Source organism: Antiquaquibacter metalliresistens (assembly GCF_029211225.1).
Lineage (GTDB): Bacteria > Actinomycetota > Actinomycetes > Actinomycetales > Microbacteriaceae > Rhodoglobus > Rhodoglobus metalliresistens.
The window spans coordinates 17755-36919 of sequence record NZ_JARGEM010000011.1; the positions used below are offsets into that span (position 1 = coordinate 17755).

18 protein-coding genes are annotated in these 19165 nt (G+C 67.9%); 8 read left to right on the plus strand and 10 right to left on the minus strand.

Annotated features, from left to right (window positions below; all coding sequences use genetic code 11):
* The first annotated feature begins 11 nt into the window (after positions 1-11).
* The gene (locus tag PYV02_RS14715) at positions 12-1583 is read left to right on the plus strand and encodes a relaxase/mobilization nuclease domain-containing protein (RefSeq protein WP_275759816.1); all 1572 of its coding nucleotides are present in this window, start codon (positions 12-14) and stop codon (positions 1581-1583) included.
* Positions 1584-1609: 26 nt separating this feature from the next.
* On the plus strand, positions 1610-2398 hold the full coding sequence (locus tag PYV02_RS14720; protein ID WP_275759817.1) for a hypothetical protein: 789 nt from the start codon (positions 1610-1612) through the stop codon (positions 2396-2398).
* 48 nt (positions 2399-2446) lie between these two features.
* Here PYV02_RS14720 and PYV02_RS14725 read toward each other — a convergent pair whose 3' ends face one another.
* Genes PYV02_RS14725 through PYV02_RS15365 form a run of 8 tightly spaced genes read right to left on the minus strand, consistent with a single transcriptional unit; the run spans position 2447 to position 10630 of the window.
* A complete protein-coding gene (locus PYV02_RS14725; protein ID WP_275759818.1) occupies positions 2447-2881 on the minus strand; it encodes a DUF4913 domain-containing protein in 435 nt (144 codons plus the stop codon).
* Entirely contained in the window at positions 2878-4602 is a 1725-nt protein-coding gene (locus PYV02_RS14730) for a type IV secretory system conjugative DNA transfer family protein (RefSeq protein ID WP_275759819.1), read from the minus strand. Before PYV02_RS14730 ends, PYV02_RS14725 begins: the two co-directional genes overlap by 4 nt.
* 8 nt (positions 4603-4610) lie before the next feature.
* A complete protein-coding gene (locus PYV02_RS14735) occupies positions 4611-6152 on the minus strand; it encodes a P-loop NTPase family protein (RefSeq protein ID WP_275759820.1) in 1542 nt (513 codons plus the stop codon).
* On the minus strand, positions 6152-7657 hold the full coding sequence (locus PYV02_RS14740) for an SCO6880 family protein (protein WP_275759821.1): 1506 nt from the start codon (positions 7655-7657) through the stop codon (positions 6152-6154). Before PYV02_RS14740 ends, PYV02_RS14735 begins: the two co-directional genes overlap by 1 nt.
* A complete protein-coding gene (locus PYV02_RS14745; RefSeq protein ID WP_275759822.1) occupies positions 7644-8927 on the minus strand; it encodes a TrbL/VirB6 family protein in 1284 nt (427 codons plus the stop codon). Before PYV02_RS14745 ends, PYV02_RS14740 begins: the two co-directional genes overlap by 14 nt.
* Complete coding sequence (locus PYV02_RS14750) at positions 8924-9655, minus strand: DUF8175 domain-containg protein (protein WP_275759823.1); 732 nt, start codon at positions 9653-9655, stop codon at positions 8924-8926. The genes PYV02_RS14745 and PYV02_RS14750 overlap by 4 nt, the downstream gene beginning before the upstream one ends.
* Positions 9656-9657: 2 nt before the next feature.
* Positions 9658-9933 carry a hypothetical protein gene (locus PYV02_RS14755; protein WP_275759824.1) on the minus strand — a complete coding sequence of 92 codons (276 nt, stop codon included), beginning with the start codon at positions 9931-9933 and terminating at the stop codon, positions 9658-9660.
* A gap of 10 nt (positions 9934-9943) precedes the next feature.
* Positions 9944-10630: a DUF6668 family protein gene (locus tag PYV02_RS15365; RefSeq protein WP_338056627.1), complete on the minus strand. Its 687-nt coding sequence runs from the start codon at positions 10628-10630 to the stop codon at positions 9944-9946.
* Positions 10631-11144: 514 nt separating this feature from the next.
* Between PYV02_RS15365 and PYV02_RS14765 the strand changes: the two genes are divergently transcribed.
* The gene (locus tag PYV02_RS14765; RefSeq protein ID WP_275759826.1) at positions 11145-11303 is read left to right on the plus strand and encodes a hypothetical protein; all 159 of its coding nucleotides are present in this window, start codon (positions 11145-11147) and stop codon (positions 11301-11303) included.
* Positions 11304-11362: 59 nt separating this feature from the next.
* Here PYV02_RS14765 and PYV02_RS14770 read toward each other — a convergent pair whose 3' ends face one another.
* Both PYV02_RS14770 and PYV02_RS14775 read right to left on the minus strand, forming a co-directional pair.
* Positions 11363-13480, minus strand: a complete 2118-nt coding sequence (locus PYV02_RS14770; RefSeq protein ID WP_275759827.1) for a hypothetical protein — start codon at positions 13478-13480, stop codon at positions 11363-11365.
* 32 nt (positions 13481-13512) lie between these two features.
* The gene (locus PYV02_RS14775; RefSeq protein WP_275759828.1) at positions 13513-14187 is read right to left on the minus strand and encodes a hypothetical protein; all 675 of its coding nucleotides are present in this window, start codon (positions 14185-14187) and stop codon (positions 13513-13515) included.
* A 380-nt stretch (positions 14188-14567) separates the two neighbouring features.
* Here PYV02_RS14775 and PYV02_RS14780 point away from each other — a divergent pair, with 380 nt between their 5' ends.
* From PYV02_RS14780 to PYV02_RS14800, 5 genes are all read left to right on the plus strand, one after another.
* Positions 14568-15014, plus strand: coding sequence for a helix-turn-helix domain-containing protein (locus PYV02_RS14780; protein WP_275759829.1), 447 nt, complete (start codon positions 14568-14570; stop codon positions 15012-15014).
* A gap of 147 nt (positions 15015-15161) precedes the next feature.
* On the plus strand, positions 15162-15506 hold the full coding sequence (locus PYV02_RS14785) for a hypothetical protein (RefSeq protein WP_275759830.1): 345 nt from the start codon (positions 15162-15164) through the stop codon (positions 15504-15506).
* Entirely contained in the window at positions 15503-16480 is a 978-nt protein-coding gene (locus PYV02_RS14790) for a M23 family metallopeptidase (protein WP_275759832.1), read from the plus strand. The genes PYV02_RS14785 and PYV02_RS14790 overlap by 4 nt, the downstream gene beginning before the upstream one ends.
* Positions 16481-16545: 65 nt before the next feature.
* A complete protein-coding gene (locus tag PYV02_RS14795; protein WP_275759833.1) occupies positions 16546-16794 on the plus strand; it encodes a hypothetical protein in 249 nt (82 codons plus the stop codon).
* Between the two features lie 182 nt (positions 16795-16976).
* Entirely contained in the window at positions 16977-18956 is a 1980-nt protein-coding gene (locus tag PYV02_RS14800) for a hypothetical protein (protein WP_275759835.1), read from the plus strand.
* Positions 18957-19165: the final 209 nt, after the last annotated feature.

Genomic DNA, 19165 nt, shown 5'->3' on the forward strand with positions numbered 1-19165 from the left:
TCGGTGGGCTGATGTCCTACCTCGTGGGCGAGGGGCGGGCGAACGAGCACTCGAACCCGCACATCGTCGCCGGCGACGCGGACCTGCTGATGACGTGGGGTGGGCGGGAGCTAAGCCACGAGGACGCTCTTGTGATGGCCAACGAGCTGGACGAGTCGCGGCGCCTCATGGGCACTGAGGTCACCGTTCTGAAGCGCACCGTCGACGCCGGCAGCGGCGTGCTGCTCGAGGAGCGTCGACCAGCCCACGTGTGGCACTGCTCGCTGTCGCTGAGCGCTGACGAGGGTCAGCTCAGCGACGAGCAATGGCAGACCATCGCAACACAGTTCGTAGATCGGATGGGCTTCACGGCGGAGAGCGGGAAGGCCGAGTGCCGGTGGGTTGCAGTCCGTCACGGGCTCTCGAAGAACGGCAATGACCACGTGCACATCGCGGTGTCGCTCGTTCGTGCAGACGGGACGAAAGCGAGCGTGCACAACGACTTCGATCGAGCACAACGCGTCTGCCGTGAGCTCGAGGAGGAGCACGGCCTCGCCATCACTGGCGATCGCGCGGCGGGCCTTGGCACGCGCGGCGTCGATCCGGCGGTCGACGCCGGGTCCCGCGCTCGAGGACATGTGGAGCCCGACTCGGTGGCGCTCGCTCGGATGGTACGCGCGGCCGCAGCGACGTCGGCTGACGAGGCCGAGTTCGTTCGACGAGCTCGGCGAGCAGGACTGCTCATCCGCCCACGTTTCGCGCAGGGCACCACCGACGTTGTCGCCGGCTACTCCGTGGCTTTGCGGCCGCGTGCCGCGGCCGCAAAGCCGGTGTGGTTCGGCGGGGGAAAGCTCGCGCGCGACCTGACCCTCCCGCGCCTTCGCGCGGACTGGCCTGACACGGTGGAGGGCAGCACCGCGGCCATCGCCGAGTGGCGGGCAGCGTACAACGGCCAGCCGCCGGCGGCGCCGGGCGGGGAGGCTCGTGAGCCGGATCCGGAGCTGTGGAAGCAGTACGCGAGCGACGTGCGCGAGCTGCGCGAGCAGCTGCGCGGGGTGCCGATGGATGACACGGCGACGTGGGCGGTCGTCGCTCGAGAATCTGCTGGCGTGTTCGCGGCCTGGTCCCAGCGAGTCGAGGTCGACGGGCCTGGGCCGCTCGCTCGAGTCTCCGATGAGCTTGCGCGCAGCGCGCAGATCCGTGCGCACCAGGTGCGTCCGCGGCCGACGCGACTCGTGAACGCGGGTTCGACCGCGCTACTCATCGCTGCCTCGGCGCTCAGACCGGACAGCGTGACGGCGCAGCTGATGCTGATCCGCGAGCTGGCTCGGGTGGCGCAGGCCATGCACGACGTGATCGCGGCTCGAGGCGACGCACGTCGTGCCGCTCAGATGGCCACAGTCATTCGTACGCAGCTTGCTGCGGTGACCGCCACCATGCCGGCGCCGGCGGCGCCGCCGACCACAGCAGCTGGGCTCGCCGTCGACGAGGTTCGACGCTTCGAGAGCGGATCCGCGCGGCCGCACGCGGCGCCGCCAAGCACACCGACTCGCCGACCGGACGAGGGCTTCTCGCCGGACCGCGCGGCAGACCTCGATCGCTGATCGAGAACGAGAACAAGGGGAGAGAGATGGCTGAACAAGACGGGGTGGACGAAGAGATCAGCAACGCGCTGCGGACCGGCCTTATGGCGGCGTCGCGCATCGGTGACCAGGTCGCGCGACTGCGTGAGAACCAGCTGCGTCACGCGGAGGCTCGCAGCGCCCAGGAGGCTCGCGAACTGCAGAACCGGCTCGACAGCGAGCGCCTGGCGGCACGCGCCGAGCTCGCAGTGGTCGACCGGCCCGAGTGGTGGTCGGGCGCAGACGCGGCCGACATCACTGCTGCGTGGCAGACCGCCACGTCGTGGCGGGCCATCGACCCGGAGATGGAGCGGAAGGCACAGCACATCGAGCGCGAGGTCCAGAGCCGGTGGGATCTCGACATGGCTAACACCGGGGCGCGACCGGACCAGGTACGGGAGCACCTGCAGCGCATCCTGGCCTTGCACGGCGCGGCCGAGCACGAGATCTCCCAGCAGAAGCGGCTAGAACGAGAAGCGGTCGAACTGCTGCTCGAGGCGGATGCCCTGCAGAGCTCGCGTGACGCCGGCTACGTCGACGACATCCCTGCAGACGAGGCCAGGGAGGATCAGCTGCGCGATCGTGCCGACGCCCTGCAGGGCGATGCGGTCGCACACGAGCTGGCGGCCGCGCGGCTCCTGGCGGACGCGGACGAGGAAGTGAGGCAGGCGAAGACCACGTCGGACAAAGGTCAGGCCTACCCGCCGCGTGCCGCGACCGTCGACGCCGGCCGTAAGGCACGTCGCCCTCGCCGGGTCGGCACTGACGTGGCGCAGGAGCGCAGCGTCAGTCGCTGATCGCGGGCAGAGAAAGGCCCCGGCGCACACCGCGCCGGGGCCTTTTCGTCAGCCGAACGCCGATCGAAGGTCGTCTGGCACGACTTCAACGGGCAGAGGGCTCAACCGCCCGTCCTCAGCGTGAAGACCTTTGCGGCAGTGCCGGAACGGGCCGTTCTCCGAGAGCAGGACCCGCATGTGCGGATCGGCGTGCGAAAGCCACCAGTTCGAGCCTCCCTCGCCCGGGTCGAGGCGCAGGAGCTCCCAGGCCCGCCACATCGCCTCAAGGCGCGCGATCGCCTCAGCGTGGTACCACCACTTCGTGCACCACCGGTTCGACGCGATGTCGAGATCTCGCTGATAGATCAGGACCAGGTACTGCTCCACGAAGTCGGGGAGCGTCGCGAACCGCAACTCGGGTGCGCCCTCCGGGTTCTCCGGCGTCGGTGCGTCAAGCTCGCCCGTCGACGGGTTCAGTTCCTCCCCCCAGTCCGCCTCGCTCATGCCGGCAGCGCCGTCCGCTCGAGAGCCGGCGACGTCGCGCCGGCGATCGCGGCGCGGATTGCACCGGCGTGCGGACCGTTCATCCACGGCACCGTACGCACGAGAATCGCAGGGGTGCCCGAGTAGAGCAGGAGGGCGCGGCCGCGCGGCATCGCGCGGAGGTCCGAGACATCCAGGATGCGCTCACGGCGCGCCTGGAACGAGTTGGTCACCCCCTGGGAGCTGCGGCTCGTCGACCGCGCACTCACCTCGAACTCGCCCACGAGCTGAGAGAGGGCGGCCAAGAACTGCTCCTCGTCGACGCCGCCGAGGTAGAGCTTGGCGTTGGCCGCAGTCCACAGCTTCTGCATGCCGTCTCGTCCCCATACCTCGACGCCCTGTGACCACGACTGCAGGATCGTGATGATCGAGATCCCACGCGACCCATAGTGCGAGTACAGGTCGGGCAGGTTGTTCCATCGGCAGATGTTCGCCGCCTCATCGAGCACCAGGAGCATCGGGCGGGCAAGGCGACCACCAGGCTGCGTCTTGGCGTAGTCCTCGGCGGCCTCCGTCACCGCCACCGTGAGGGCGGTGACCAGCGGGCCGGTCGAGCCGCCACCTTCCTTCGAGAGCGAGTAGAGCGTCCCGGTCGATCGCACGAACTCTGCCGGCGAGAACTCTGGCCGCGACCCGAGCTCGGCAGGCTCGACCCAGCGCATCGCCTCGTCGTTGATCATGAAGGCCATGATCTGCTGGGCTGTGCCGTAAATGCCGCCTTTCTGCTTCTCCGGAGCCGAGACGATCTGGCGCACGCTCGCGGAGGGCTTCTCCTGGCCATGCTTGGCCAGGAGATACGCAGGCTCGTCGTCGTTGACGTCGGTAAGCCACATGTACACCTGCCCGAAGGGTCGCCGCTCGAGCGCGGCCGCGAGCAGGAATCCTGCGAGCAGCGTCTCCGCGCTGCCGTCGAAGAACGCATCGCGCCGTGAGGAGCGGTCGCGAGAAGCGTCGGAGAGCAGCTTTGCCAGCTGCGCCGCCTTCACCTCGTTCGTGACGAAGCTCAAGGGGTTCCACCACCAGGTCGCGGGCTCGTCCACGATGCCCTGCGGGTCAAAGACCCACACCTGGCCGACCTTCGCGCGCAGCGCACGGGTGGCGTCAACGACGTCCCGCTTGTTCGATGTCGTCACGACTGCTCCCGGCGCATCTGCGATCGCGGGAATGACCTGCGACGTCGTCTTGCCAGTGCGCGGGCCAGCAATGCAGACCCCCACGTCCTCCCAGCTCGTCATGAGGTCCACGCCGCCGGCGACGGTCCTTCCCACGAGCACCCCCGGTGACCCCTCGATTCCCAGGCGTGCGGCTTTCGCGGCCGCACCTCTGCGCGTCACGTCGAGGATCTCCCGACCTTGACCCATGTACCGCGCAGCGCGATCGATACGCTGGTGCCCGCCGCGACGCACCAGGCGCACGATCACTGTCGCCACCGCGGCGAGCACCACGAGAAGCGACGCCAGGACGATCCACGACTGCAGGGGCCAAGCAACGGTGCCCGATAGGAGCCCTCGGAGCACAGCACCCCAGTTCCCTGCCGGCAGCGGCATTCCCGCGAGACCATAGCCGAGGCGGAACGCGACAACGATGCTGCCCGCGATCGCCGCGGCGCCCGCGGCCAGACCCAACAGCAGCCAGGTCTGAGCGCTGCTGTCGAGGCTGCTTCGGCGGGACGGTGCACTCACTGGGGCTCCTACTCGTTGACGACCGCGTGCAGTCGGCGCACGGGCCTCTGCGGCGTTGCCGCCTTCTCGGACCATCGCTTGTTCGTGTCGTTGACCGCCAGCTCGGACTGCGTGAGCACCACCTGAACTGGGATGCCGGGGCGGCCACCGACCTTGATCAGGAACTTGCCCATGCCCGGTGGCTGCGCGACGCCCCCATCCGTATCCCAGCCCGGCGGGGTCTTCCACGACACGACGAGATCCTGCTCGGCCTGCGAGTAACGCACGACCTGCTGCAGCTTGCCCATCTCGGCATCCGGCAGACCGCCACAGATGACAATCGCAGAGCGCTCGATGAACCCCTTGGCCATCGCAGTCTCGTGCGCATTCGCGAGCTCGAGGTCACTCACCGTGTGGGTGATCATGACCTGCCCCACGCCGCGCTGCCGGTTCAGGCGCGTGAGCGCGTCGATCCGCTGAACGAGGCCGTGGCCGACACGGAGGCTCTTCCAGATCTCGTCCATCACCACCAGATAGTGCCTGCTGGGCTCCAGCCCTGCTTCAGCCAGCGCTTCGGCGACGCGGACCGTCCCGAACCCGTAGGACCAGCACGCGAGCAGCGTGGCGGCCTGCAACTCCTGGTTGTTCTCCCCGATGCCGGACACGTCGAAGACGACGGGGCGATCGCGCTGCATCGACACGCTCGTCGGCTTCGAGAACATGCTCCCGAAGCGACTCGAGCCGATCAGCCCGCCGAGCGTCGCCTCAAGACCTTCCGTAATCTCCTGGTACCGGTCGGTGCGGCCGCGCGACACTGCGATCATCTGCAGCTCTTCCGGCGCCGACCTAATCACCTCGAGCAGATCACCGAGAACAGGGGTGGCGTTGATGTCGCGCTCATCGAGGAGCTGCAGCGCGCGCTCGACGATCGCCTCCTCCCGATCGGTCGGTGGCTCACGGCGGGCGATGGTGATCAGGGACGCCACCATCGTCAGCCGGAGATCCCCGGCCTCGGCCATCAGACGGTCCGCGAGCTCGTCGTACCCTGCCGCTCGCAGACTGCCGGCAGCGGCTCGTGCCTCGCCCGGGTCGAGGATGTTCAGATGCCCACGGCCCGGGCCGAGGGTGATCACCTGACCATCGAGCTCGCGAATCAGGTCGACATGGTCAGGTTTCGTGTCGCCCAGCACGAGCGGGATCACGCCCTGGTAGGAGAGACCCAGCATCATCCGGCGCACGAGTGAACTCTTGCCCAGGCCAGGTAGACCCAACACGAACGCTGAAGGATTCGAGATGATGTTCGCTCTCGTGAACCACGAGATCGGGTCGCAGCTCACGGCGGCGCCGGTCACCAGGTGTAGCCCGAGCGGCACCCCAATCACCGGCGCGCCGGCGCCCGCGGCGAACGGAAAGAGGCCGCACACCTGGACCGTCGAGCCTCGCCACTCAGGTGCAGGCTGCAGCTGCGTCTGCGCCCCACGTCCAGGACCAAGCCAGCCTCGGCTACCTGGCCTGACCGGCCGTGCCGACGTTGCCGCCGACACCTTCGGTCTTGAGAACGGCCAGGCCATCACATGCCCTTCAGTACTGCGCTGGGGGTCAGCATGTAGTCGCTGAGTACCAGGCCGAACGGGAGTGCGGCCGCGAAGCCCGAGTCCTGCGACCCGCTCATCGGTCGAAGGAACAGCCGAGCGCTCGCTGCCAGGTTCTCGATCGCAGCGGCCGCATCCGGCATCCGCGCCTCATCGAGCACCGTGGCGGTCACCACCATCCCGAAGTTCACCAGTCCAGCGCCGCGCGCCTCCTCCTGCGCCGTCGCGACGGCCTGCGCATGCTCCGTCAGCGATCGCATTGACGGGACCATGGCCGACTGCGTGCGCGCCTGTGCCTGGGCTCGATCGCGCTCGACCAGCTCGGCTGCGCGGCCGGGCTCCACGGGACGGTAGAGAAGCGTGACCCGCTTCCTATCCACGGACGAGTGAGGCTCAAGCAGCCGCTGCAGCACGTTGGAGTACACCTCCCCTCGAGGTGCTTGGGACATCTGCCAGGTCCTCGAGTACCCCGAATCGTGTCGATAGAAGTTCCACCCGGCGTCGGCGCCGACTGGTCCGACGTCGGACCAGTCAAGCGACACAGATTCGCCCTTCGCGCGCGCATCGGCAAACGTCCCGGCGACGGCCGGGTCATAGGCGACACGAGCGACCTCGCACAGCTCGAGCGCGGAGAGTGGGCGTACTGCACCCGCGCCGGTGCCTGAAAGCTGCTGGCTCATCAGGCCGATCCGGCTCGCCAGATCGTGGGCGACGTCCTCCGTCGTACGGCGCTGTCCGCCCTCACGCATCTGGCCGCGGAAGGTGACAGCGATAAAGGCACGCACCGTGGCAGACCCACGGGGATACTCCTCCACAATCTGACTCATCACAGACCGCGCGAGTGCCGGCGCCGTCGGCGAGATCGTGCTCTCCACCTCGCGACGCAGCCGCGCCCCGAAATCAGGCGCCGTCTCGACCGTCACCGAGGCGGCGACCGCGCCTGGCTCGTTGCCAAGGGCGTTCAGCCATTGCCCCCAGTGTGCGACCCACAGGTCGACCTGGCTCTGGTCGACCAGGGATGCCCCGTCCGGGTCACCCTGGAAGACCACCGTGAAGTGATTCTTCGAGGGCAAATGGATGAGCCCAAACGGTCGATCCCACGAATCGCGGTGCTCCGTGAGTACCGTCTGCGCAAGCAGTCCCGGCAGCTGGTTCTTCCCCCACGGAGTGAAGCCCAGCGGACCTGAGCGGTAGACGTTCGTCTTCGCCCGGTGCCCTCGACGGAATGCCAGTCTGGCCTGCGCCCTGCTCATGAGTGACCTTCCGTGCTTGTCCTTGCGTGTGACCGAAAACAGAATGAGGGCGAGCAGCGCGGCGCCCGCGAGAGCGATCCAGATATTCGTCGCCATGAGCAGCACAACCAGGACGATCATGCCGCCAAGCAGGGCCATCGTCGTACCGAAGTCCAGGCTGCCGATCCCCGCCGTCCGAGGCTCTCGCCAGTTGCCGTAGGTGCGCAGCTTCGCCGACTCAGTTGCTGCCATCGGGGCCTCCGCCAACAGCATCGTCGGCCGCTGCTCGAGTGGCGCTGGCCGCCGACGAGACGCCCTGAAGCGCTGCGCCCGCTGCGAGGCCGGCCCCAGCACCGACAGGCCCCCCGGCGGCGCCCGCGCTCGCGCCTGCGGCTGCGCCGCCGCCGCTCGAGGCAGCTGCACCTGCGCCGCTGCCCGCCGCGGGCGCAGCCCCGACGCCCCCGGCACCCGGAGCGCGGGACGCACCCGCGCCCGAGGGCCCGGATCCACCAGTCGCACCCGCGTTGCCCGACTGTCCTCCTCCGAGGCTTCGCATACCCATGACCGAGACTGCGCCGCTCGCGGCAGCAGCTACGCCCGCGGCGACGGCTCCACCGGCTGCGCTCCCACCTATGGCCGACACCGCCGGTGCGGCAAATCGCATAAGAGCACCGATCGCCGCCACGGCAAGGATCATAAGAAGCAGTCCAGCGAGCACATTCATCGTCGCCTGGCCTGTCGTATCGAGGGTGTTCGAGTCGTACTGAAACACACCGTTCGAGATCAGGGCGAATGCAGTCGCATAGATCACAGCGGCGACAGGCTTATACAGCAAGAAAGCGACGATCCAGCCGATGTAGCGCTTGAGAGAGTCCGCACCCGCATTCGTCGCAGCAAAGGACCCAGCAACCGGCAGCATTCCCGCCAGAACTACGAGCATCACCATGCGCACAAGGATCAGGACGACCTGCGTCAAGGAAACGACAATGGCTATGACGCCGAGGATGATCACCAAGATCGGGCCGCCCGGGACGAGCAGGCTCGTGAGGGCTGTGGCCATGCCGAGGTTGGTGCCAAAATCGGTGCCGCCGGTAGCTCGATTCACGATCCAGATAGAGAACTCATCGCCCGCAATGATCAGAAGGCTAAGAACTGGCACGCCGGCGGCCGTCACAAGCACCAGCGTGAAGATCCCGGACGCCACCTTCCGCAGGCCCTCCGCACGCTGAGTGATCGCAATGCGTGCTCCGCCGATGATCAGCGAGACGAGCGCAGCGATCGCGACGAAGAAAACGAGACTGTTCTGCACGAGTAGCACGACGTCGGAGTTGGACCCAACGCCGCCCGCGAGGTTTGGTGTTGGGATGTAGATCCAGAAGGTGCCTAGGGAGGCCATGATCTTGCCGAACGACTCAGCGACCTCCTGAGCGGCCTGCGTGAGCTGGTCATTGGCGATACCGCCAATGACCTCCCCAATCCCGCATCCGAAGTCGAATGGGTCGCAACCGCTGTCGGGGCTCATGCCCCGCTCCAGCTCACGTACCCCGCGAGATTCGGAATCTGTCGCGAGGGGACCGCGGGCTGGCCGTTGTCCTGGACGACCAGCTTCCAGTCACCGTCAACCCAAACCAGCTCGGTCACGAACGACGCAACGCCCCCGTTTGAATTCCGGCCAGCAATGTCGATGACAGCACGGCCAGGTTCATACTCGAGGAATTGGAAGCCCGCGAACTGAACACTCACGTCCGGGTTCCCGCCGATCGTGCCGTTGGCGGCCGAGCTGCGGATGGCCGCAACTACGGCGTCTCTTCCGGCTCCCGGCGCGACATGCTCCTCCGCATTGCGGAGGGCGAGCTCCGGGGATGAACCCTGCGCGTAGTAGTTCGTCGCAGCAAAGAGCGCGCCGAGAGGTGAATGTGCAAAACAGCTCCGCAGGCCGTCATCTGCGATCACTCCCGGTCCGATTCCGGCTGCTGTGGGCGCCGCGATACGGTCGACGAGCTCCCACTCGGCTTCGGGCGCCTCGGTCGTAGGCACCGACTGATCGCCAGCAGGAAGATCGCAGGCACTATCGCTCGACGACGAAGCCGGGGTTCCGGGCGTGGCGGTGGATACGGGCTCTCCGCCGGCACCGGCAGTGATCGCAACCCCTATCCCTGCTGCAACTACCAGGATGAGCAGCACGACCGACGCGATCGTCAGCGGGCGCGTCCAAATGCTGCGTCCTGCCCCGGGTGCTGTCTCAGACATGCTCAGACACCCAGCAGGAGGGTGACGATGCCGCCTGCAGCGCCAATGAGCACGATACCGACTGCCACCATGCCGAGACGGCCGGCGAACTCCGGAGCGCCGCGGCCCTGCTGGTTGGCCAGCGCCATAGTGCCACCCAGCACGATGAGGCCGATGATGCCGGCGATTGCCGCGGCCCAGAAGATCCAACTCACGATGAGCAGGATGTTCTCCGCCCCGGGTGGCGCGGCGGGCGGCGGGACGTCGATGCTCGGGACAAGGGCGAAGAGGTAACGCATAGTGGCTTCCTTACAGGTTGTTGGTGATGGACGAGATCGTGCGCCGAAATCGCTCGAGTGCGGGATCCAGGTTGTCGTGGCTGATCCGTTGGCCAATCCGGAGCTCCGCTACGTACGGGATGCGCCATGTGGCCGGGGAGCCACCAGCGACGAGCCTCTCAAGATCGCGCAGCGGCTTCGGCTGCTTGACCGGCGAATCGGCGACGATCGCGAGGCCGAGCATCCGTAGTGGGGCGATCTCGCCGGCAGCCCACTCGCGCAGGGCATTCTGAGCGGCGACCAAGCCTGTCCAGTGGGAACGTGCCACGAGAATCACCGGGATCGGCAGAAGCGCCTCCACCGGCGACAGGGTCCGCAGGGGCCACCCGTGTCCGGCTGCGACCGAGCCAGGAACGACAGCAGCGAGGGTCGTCTCGCCGGCGCCGCCGTGCACGCCAACCCAGTGCAGAGTCGAGGCGCCACCACTCGGGCCGACGCGCGAGAGGCGGCGCCGCGGTGCGGCGACACCGGTCGGCGGTGCGACCGCGGCAACCTCCGCCGCGTGCTCGAGTGCCGGCAGCTGCACCGCTCGTGCACCGACCGCGCCGAGCTCGCGGCCGCAGCTGACACAGAAACGACGCGGGAGCTGCGCGGTCGAGCAGTGCGGGCACCGAAACTCCGCCACGGTGCCTTCCCCGACCTCTTGTGCGTGCGTCACTCGATCCCCCTGGACGTTCGTTCGCCGCAACTATCCTTGCAGCCCTAGACGGTTCTGTTTCGCATTCATCAGTATCGTAATCTATCATTCGAGTGAGGAACAGTCATCAGTAACATTGACCCAAGGGGGATTTATGACGCAGAACGAACCAGCACCAGCACCGCGGCGTGTCTCGCGGCGACAGCTTGTGATCGCGGCAGGACTCGGCGGAGTTCTGCTCCTCGGGGGCATCACCGCGGCGGCCATCGCTGGCCAAAGCCCGAGCGGCCCGCCGGACGCCGCGAGCAGCCCCACGTTGCGCGCCACGCCGACAGCAACACCCACCCGGACGCCCACGTCCACCCCGTCCCCGACGTCGGGTCCAGCTGACCCAGCGCCCGTCCCGGAAGGTGGCGATGGGGGCGGCGAAACGGGCGGAGGCGGCGGAGGCGGCGAAGCCGCTCCCCCGGCCCCGGCCCCGCCGGCGCCGGCGCCAGAGCCGGAGCCGGAGCCCGTCGTCGATCAGACCCGGTACGTGCAGACCAATGGTGCGTACGTCGATCCAGGCTCGTGCGTGATGTGGGCGCCGTACTACACCCACGATCCCGGCCCCGGCGGCACCAGCGTCTCGAGCATCGACCAGCCCTGGACGTACGAGAACATGGGCACGTACATCCAGTTCTACCTCTGCTAGCTCCCCGCGCACGAGAAAGCCCCCGCAGCCAACAGCTGCGGGGGCTTTCTCGTGGTGCATCAGGCCGCCGTATCGACCTTCCGTCGACGGCTGACGGCGAACAGCACGCCACCGGTGAGCAGGATGAACAGGCCCACCCAGAGGCCCGCCGTCACGGCCACGCCTGTGAACGCCAGCTCCACGACGGTGATCTCGCTCGGATCGCCACACTCACCCACATGCGCGAGCGCAGGTTCATCGGTGTCCTCGTCGATGAACCGAACGCTCGCCACCCAATAGACCTCGCCCGACTGGTCGAACGTGCTCCACGGTGACTCGAAGGAACCCTCGTCGGTGACCACGATCGGGTCGGCCGCAGTGGTGAACACCAGGTCCTCGGCCGCGCAGGTCGTGGAACCGCCCTGCGCGAATGCCTCGAAGACCAGCTCCGTCCGCAGACCAGTCTCCTGCACGTCGGGGATCGGCCCAGCTACGTGGGCGACATCCTGCGCGGCCTCGCCGGCGGTGATGCGAACAGTCGCTTCCGTGCTCACGTCGAGCACGAATGTCGTCTCGTTCGCCAATCCGCACTCGCCCACGTGCTGCCAGACGATCGCCCCCTCATCGTCACGGATCGTGGCAGTCTCGCTCCACAGGACCGTGCCGACGTGCTCCTCGAGCACGTCGAACTGTTCGCTTTCGTACTCGCCCGGCTGGCTGATCAGCAGAAGCTCCTCCGACTCGAACACCAGGGTGCTCGCGTCGCAGATCTCCGAGTCAACATCCGGCTGGAGGTACCCGGCGAAGCTCAGCTCCACGCCATTCGTGGGGATCGGGCCCTCCACGATCGCGACATCCGCGATCGTGCCGCCAACGCTCCCGCCCTTGATCGCCTCCGTCACGACGGTCGGGAGCGCGACACGCGTGACCTCGGCTGGGTCACCGCACTCCCCCACGAACAGCACATCACCGGTGTCGACCGCGGTCACCGTGAGTACCCACGCGATCGCACCCACGTGCTCGAGACCGATACGCAGCGGCTCGCTGTCGTAACTGCCAGGATCCGTGATCACCACGGGGCTGGTCTCGAACACCAGGTTCGCCGCGTCGCAGACCGCGACCGCGTCGGCATCCGCCTGGTGGTAAGCCGCATAGGCGAGGTTCACGCCCGCCGTCGGCACCGGCCCGGTGACGATCGCCGTGTCGCTGATGTCGTCGCTGGGTGCGGCTTCCTCTGGCGCGCTCGTGGAGAACTCCGGACCGAACAGCCGCACGGTCTCGGCCGGGACGCCGTAGTCGTCACAAGCTGCCTGCACATACACGCTGGGCTGTACGCACCACTGGACGGTCACCCACCCGCTGCGATAGGGCATCTGTGGCGCAGGCGCCACCACCGGGACGCTCGGCCCGGCCAACGTCGTCGACGTCACCTGAAGGACCTCAGCGCCGGAGGGGGCGGATGCAGACTGAACCGGCTCCGTCGCGGACCAGTACCAGGTTCCTGTGACCTCGACAGGCACGCGAGTGCCGCCGTCGCGCAACCACGCGCCGCCCGTCAGGCGCGGCGTGATCGCATCGGTCAGGCCCGCCGCGCCAACCGTCGCCTCCGCCGTCGAGAGCTGGGTCGAGACCTCGACGGAGAACGGCACGATCGAGGTCTCAACCAGCTGGCCGAAGTCATCCTGGAAGTAGTAGTCCTCGACGAGGAAGTTCTGAGTGAACAGGGCCTGCTCTGCGTAGTCGATCGAGCAGACTGCGGTGTAGAACCCTGCTTCGTCCATCGTCTCGCTGGTCTCCACGGCATACGGCACCGTGGGGCCGTCCGCCGTCGTGGTGGTCGCCGAGAAGGTTCCAGCCACGGGCGCGCCTGCCGGCACCGTGGTGGACTGCACAGGTCGATCGGTGAACGGCCCGTACACGGTGCAGTTCGCGACGACTGGGTAGTACAAGCCCGTCGCGCCCTGCGGCCACTCGTTGACCACGCCCTCACCGTTGTCGCCGAGCCCGAACGTCAGCTGGTCCTTGAACGTGTCGCCGGGGGCGAGGGCCTCAGTGACCACCGTGGTCGCGACGGTCGGGAAGAACGCCGTGGACCGATCCATCGGGTCGAGGGCGGTGCCCTGGATGCGCACCGTGCCCGACACCTGGCCACCAGCGCCGCCGAGGCGTTGGTAGTTCCCGCGCGCCCAGACCCCCAACTGTGCGGCGTAGCCTCCCCCGGTGCTCGCGGTCAGGTCAGCGCTCGCACCGATCTTGTAGGTCGCACCATCCTGCGTCGGTGGTACGCCGCGGATCGGGAACGTCTGACCGACAGAGAACGAGCCGGCGCGGTGGTCGTGCCGGTGTCGGTGAACACGCCGTTCGTGAGCGTGATGATCCCTGACGCTGGGCTGTGGCTCATCGCCGAGATCCTCAGCGTGCCCAAGTAGTTGTTGTTGCCATCCACCTGGAACGTCATCTGAATCGAGCCGGTCGCGGTTGCTGGTGGGGCCACATAGGCCAGCACCTGGCTCCTGAACTGCTGCCCGAGAGCCGTGTTCGGGTTGTAGCCCGAGGTCACCGCCCAGATGGCGTCATGGACGGCGCGAGCGGTCGCATTGTCCGCCGTCTGGCCGTGGGTGGAGATCAACCAGTTGATGCCGGCAAGCAAGTTGCCGGACAGGTTGGTCACCCCGCCGGCGGCGGGGATGAACGTCTGCTGTCCCGTGAAGGTCGTTGTCACGCCTCCCGGGTCTTCCCGGTCCATGTCGAGGCAGTAGATGAAGCCCGAGCCGGGCTCGTAGTAGCTCCCGTGCCAGTAGCCACCAAGCCACTGCCCATAGCCGTACTCCGCGGCCTGTGCCGGTCCAGCCACGACAACGGCCCCGCCAAGCCCAAGGACCAGCGCGGCCAGGACGCCGATCACGCGCTGCCAGCGCGTGCGTACGCCTCCACTACTGGACTCCGGGGCCGCGCCGTGCGGGCGGGTCGCATCGCGCCGCCCCCCGCGGCGCACTCGATTAATCAGCATTCGCTAGTCCTCTCGATGACATGTACACCTGGAACCACGTCGGAGATTCCGAGATCGTGACGCCGGGCTTTGTACCCAGTTCGGGTCTTGGCGACCGGGGAGGGGCGCGGGCCCCTCCCCGGTCATTCGTCACCGTCTTCCGCGACTCCCCCCCTGTCGCTCGGGATAATGCAGTTACCAGCCGCCATCCCCGAAAGCAGTGACAATGCCCACTCTAATACGGTTTTCTATCGTTTCCTGTCTTGTCCTCACTATGAGTGTTGTATTCTCTCGCCATGACCGTCGCGGAGCTCCTCGTGGTTGACGAGGAATATTGGGCTGCACAGCCCGATGTGCTCTCCGTGCGCGACCTCGCGCGTATCCTGCGGCGCAAGGAGCCCACCATCTGGCGCTGGCTTCAGGAGGGGAAGATCCCCGCACATCGCGTCGCAGGTTCGTGGATCGTGTTCCGCGAGGTGCTGCAGCATCGCGTTGAGAACCCCGACGAGCGCTACACCGTGCCGCTCGAATTTCTCCAGCGTTTCCCGGAAGAACTCACGGTGCCGGAACTGGCAACGATCCTCGGCAAGACCAAGCAGACCGCTTGGCGATGGCTTGGCGCAGGCTACTTGCCGGGGGTGGGCACGCAGCTGGAGGGTAGCTGGATTCTCTACAAGCACGAGCTCGTCAGGCTCCTCGAATCCACCTCCAACCAGCCCCCACACGAGACAAATCCTCAATAGCGTATGCGACGGACTGGGGGAACGATGGGCACGCTGCCCATAACTGGGGGTATCTTGCTGGTGCTCACGCTCGGCGGGTGCGGCCTGACCGGGCAGGTCGCACCCACCAACGGAGCTCACGAGGAACATCTCGGGGAAGAGCCCTTGATGCCCCTGCCGAGCGAGCCTGGTCCCACATCCGAAGCGGCAGCAGCCGTCGCCGCCGCCCACGCGCTCGAGGCCTTCCTCGACGGCGGTGACCCTGTCGCCTGGTGGGCGGCACTCAGCCCGCTGCTCACCCCCGCCGCGGCGATCGCCTATCGAAGCGTGGCGCCCGAGAACATCCCCGCGGACCACATCATCGGCCCGGCCGTTGTCACAGACACCTCGGCCGCCTTCCTGGCCACCGTGGAGATCCCCACGGAGGCAGGCGGCTACACCGTGCTCCTGCAGCAGCTCGGCGCCGACGAGCCGTGGCGCGCGGAACGCATCACGCCCAAGGACCCACGGTGAAGTACCTCGCGGGGATCCTCGCAATTCCGGCCGTCTTCATCGCCGGCATCATCGCCTTCGTTGTGCTCCTATCGTCGCCACCCTGCGGCGCAACCGGGATCAGCGTCAACGCCGGTGCCCTCCCAGATCAAGTAGGCCAGTTCCAAGGCGAGCAGCTGCAGAACGCCGCCGCCGTCGTCAACGCTGGCGCCAACCTCGGCGTCACGATCCAGGCTCAGACCCTTGCTCTCGCCGCCGCGATCGGACAATCGGACCTCATCAACCTCGATGGTGACCCTGCGGGTCTCGGCGTGTTCAAGGCGCCTGATGCCGCGCCCTGGGGCTCGGCCGAGAACCGTCGCAACGTCACCATCGCAAGCCTGACCTTCTACCGCGAGCTGGCCTCGACCGACGGATGGGAGGACATGCTTCCCACCCTCGCTGTCAACAGCGTGCTTCGCACCGCAGACCCCTACGCATTTGAGGGCGCCTACCAGCACGCGGTGACCTTGATCACCGCGTTCGGCGGCACCCAGCCCTCCTGCACGGGCGGGCCTGCGGGCGAGGTCAACACGCAGGGGTGGGCCAAGCCCGTCGACGGAAGGCTCGGCGATGGCTACGGGCCTCGTGAGTCGATCTGCACGAACGGATACTGCAGCAAGCCCTTCCACAGCGGCGCCGACGTCGAGGCCTCCACCGGCACGCCGATCTACGCCCTTCGCGGCGGCATCGTCTCCGCTGCAGGGCCCAACGGCAGCTACGGTAACTGGATCGTCATCGACCACGGCGGCGGCATCGTCAGCACCTACGCACACATGTACGGCGACGGGGTGTTCGTCGCCGCTGGCCAGCGCGTCACTGCTGGCCAGAACATTGGTGAAGTCGGCTGCTCCGGTGTGTGCACGGGGCCGCACCTGCACCTCGAGATCAGCGTCGACGGGGTGCGGGTTGACCCGATCCCGTTCCTCCGCAACGTAGGTGTGACATGGAACTGATCCTCATCCCACGACACACCGCGCGCCTACCGTTAACGCTGGCGTTAAGTCACGAGGATTCCTGCATGACGAGCAACGCAGGGATCAAGAGAAACCGGCGCCCGCGCGTGGGCCTCCCGATCGTGCGGACTGAGATTCGGCTATCGCCGGAGACGGACGCCAAGCTTGACGCGGCCCGCGCCGCCTCCGGCCAGCTATCGCTGTCCCTCTACGTCGAGCGGCTTGTAGCCGCCCTCGAAGCCGAGCACGGCAGTCTGCCTGTGCTCTCCCCCACACTCGACGGCATCGAGGAGGCCACCACGACAGCCGCTTAAGAGATGAAGGCCGCCTCTCGGCGGCCTTCCCAAGTCTCAGCTCAAACCCTCTGTGATTGGCGTCGCGAGGTTCGAGCTAGGTAACACAACCAGAAGCCCGGAAGGACCGGGGGTCCTTCTACGTCCTCTGAGGAGGTGATGTAGCGATAGTAACGCATACCCGCGGGATAGAGGTCCCTTTATTGGGCGATTCTCCTGCAACAGAATCCGAGCGCGCGGCGGCCAGCTGGACGCTGACGCGCCAGCTCAGCCCCCGCGATCGCGTGCGCGTGGCCGTGCTCGAGCAGGACAGCACCGGCTACAGCAACACCTACTCGAGCACAGCACCGATCGACGGCGATCGCCCCGGCGGGCCGTGGGCGATGTACCTCGCCAGCCGCGACGGCTACCTGTTCCTCTGCTTCGACCTCGACGCCAAGGCCGGCAACGCCGCCCACGACGCCGGCAGGCTGAGCCTCTGGCTCGATGAGCTCAACATCGCCCACGTGGTCGCCGTGTCGGGCCCCAGCGGCGGCCGCCACGTCTGGATCGCCCTCGACGAGGCCACCGACCCGCAGCTGATCCGCGAGCTCGCGGATCTCGCCGGCAGCCTGCTCGCCTCGCTCGACAAGAGCCCCCTCAGCAACCCCGACACCGGATGCGTGCGCCCACCAGGCGCCCCGCACCGCGACGGCGGCTCATCCACGATCACCCACGGGTCGATCGAGACGCTGCAGCGCGCCGCCACCACCGTCGACCAGCTGGCCCTCCTACGCGCCTTCCTGGTCGACGCGGGAGCGGCCATGCCCGCAGCGCCCGTGAGCATCGTCCGCGGCATGAGCCGCGACGAGCACGGCCACCCGCACCTGATCGGTCGGCGCCGAGATCCCAGCGCCCGCATCCGCGCACTCATGAACGAGGCCACCGCGGCCGACAGCTCCACCACGCAGGCCGCTGTCCTCGCCGGCCTCGCGCGCGCCCGGTGGCGCTACGCCGACGTCGCCGCGCTACTCGAGCACTCCCCCGCCCTCGAGCACGCCCGCAGCCGCCCCACCGCCGGCGGACGTGCCGCCGTGCCGCACAACGTCGCCCTGCGCCGCCTCGCGGCCGACTGGGAGCGCACCGTCTACTACGTCGCCGCCAACCCGATCGCCGGCGACAACCAAGACGCCGACTTCCAAGCACGCGCGATCGCCGTCACACAGGCTGTACGCGCCGCTGAGAGCCGCGCAGAAGCCATGCCCGGCCTCTGGGGCATGGACGGCCTCTCCCGTAGCGCTCGCGCCGCCCGCGGCCGCTACAGCCACCGCGCCGTACTGCGCGCCGTGTGCCTGTACCTCGTGCAAGCCGCCCGCAGCGTCGTCGAGGTCGACGTGCGCCGCCTGGCCCAGGACACCGGCTACGGCCGCGAGGCGTGCCGCCTGGCCCTGATCGCCCTGAGTGCTCCCGAAGATCCCCACGACGTCGAGAGCGGCTGGCTGGTGCGCGTCGACGCCGCCGAAGGCGTGCACGGCGCGACCTATCGCCTCTCGCATCGGTTCTCCACAGGAGCAGAGGACTCTAAGTGGTCACAAGCGGCCACGCGCCCCTCCCCGAGCGCCGGCAGCGACGCACGCACCTGGTGGATTAATCAGCTCGCGGGATCTCTGCACACCCTCGCGCACGACACGTTCGCTGCCCCGCGCTCTCTAGGTCGCACAGCTGGACGAACCTACGCAGCGCTCTCCCCTGACGTCTCCCGCTCCCCCGCCGAGCTCACCGCCCTCAGCGGGATCTCCCCCCGTGAGACTCGACGAGCACTGCGCCGGCTGGCCTGGTACACGCTCAGCTCGAGAACGTCGTCGACCGGATGGAACCGCCCCGACGACGACCGCCGCGACCAGGTGGCGCAGCTGCTTGAGGTCGACGGCTACCTCGAGCAGAGGGCAGCTCGATACGACGTCGAGAGAGCCACGTGGGCATGGTGGCAAGCGGAGCTGACGTGGATGCGTCGACCGCACAAACGTCGACGCGGCCGCCGAGCGCCAACAGGCGTCGTCCTCTTCGATCAGAACGACCGCCCCGACTACCCCAGATACCCCAGCCGCGGCCCTGGTCGATTCGATCACCCCACAGCAGCGGCGCTCGTGCGCGAAGGCATCCTCAGACCCGCACCGATCGCAGCCGACGTCGACGCCGCATAACAATCTCGAGCGGCGCTGTCCGATCCGAGGCACCGGGGGCACCTATCCACCCTCGACATGGAAACCATCGAGATCCTCGGTGCCGTACTCGGCGCGATCGCGTCAGCCTGCACCATCGCCTCAGCAGCCAGGCGGGCGCTCACACGGCTGCGCCGTGCACGTCGCCGCGGGCATCCTCCAACCTGAGTCGCGCTGGAAGCGCGCAGCAG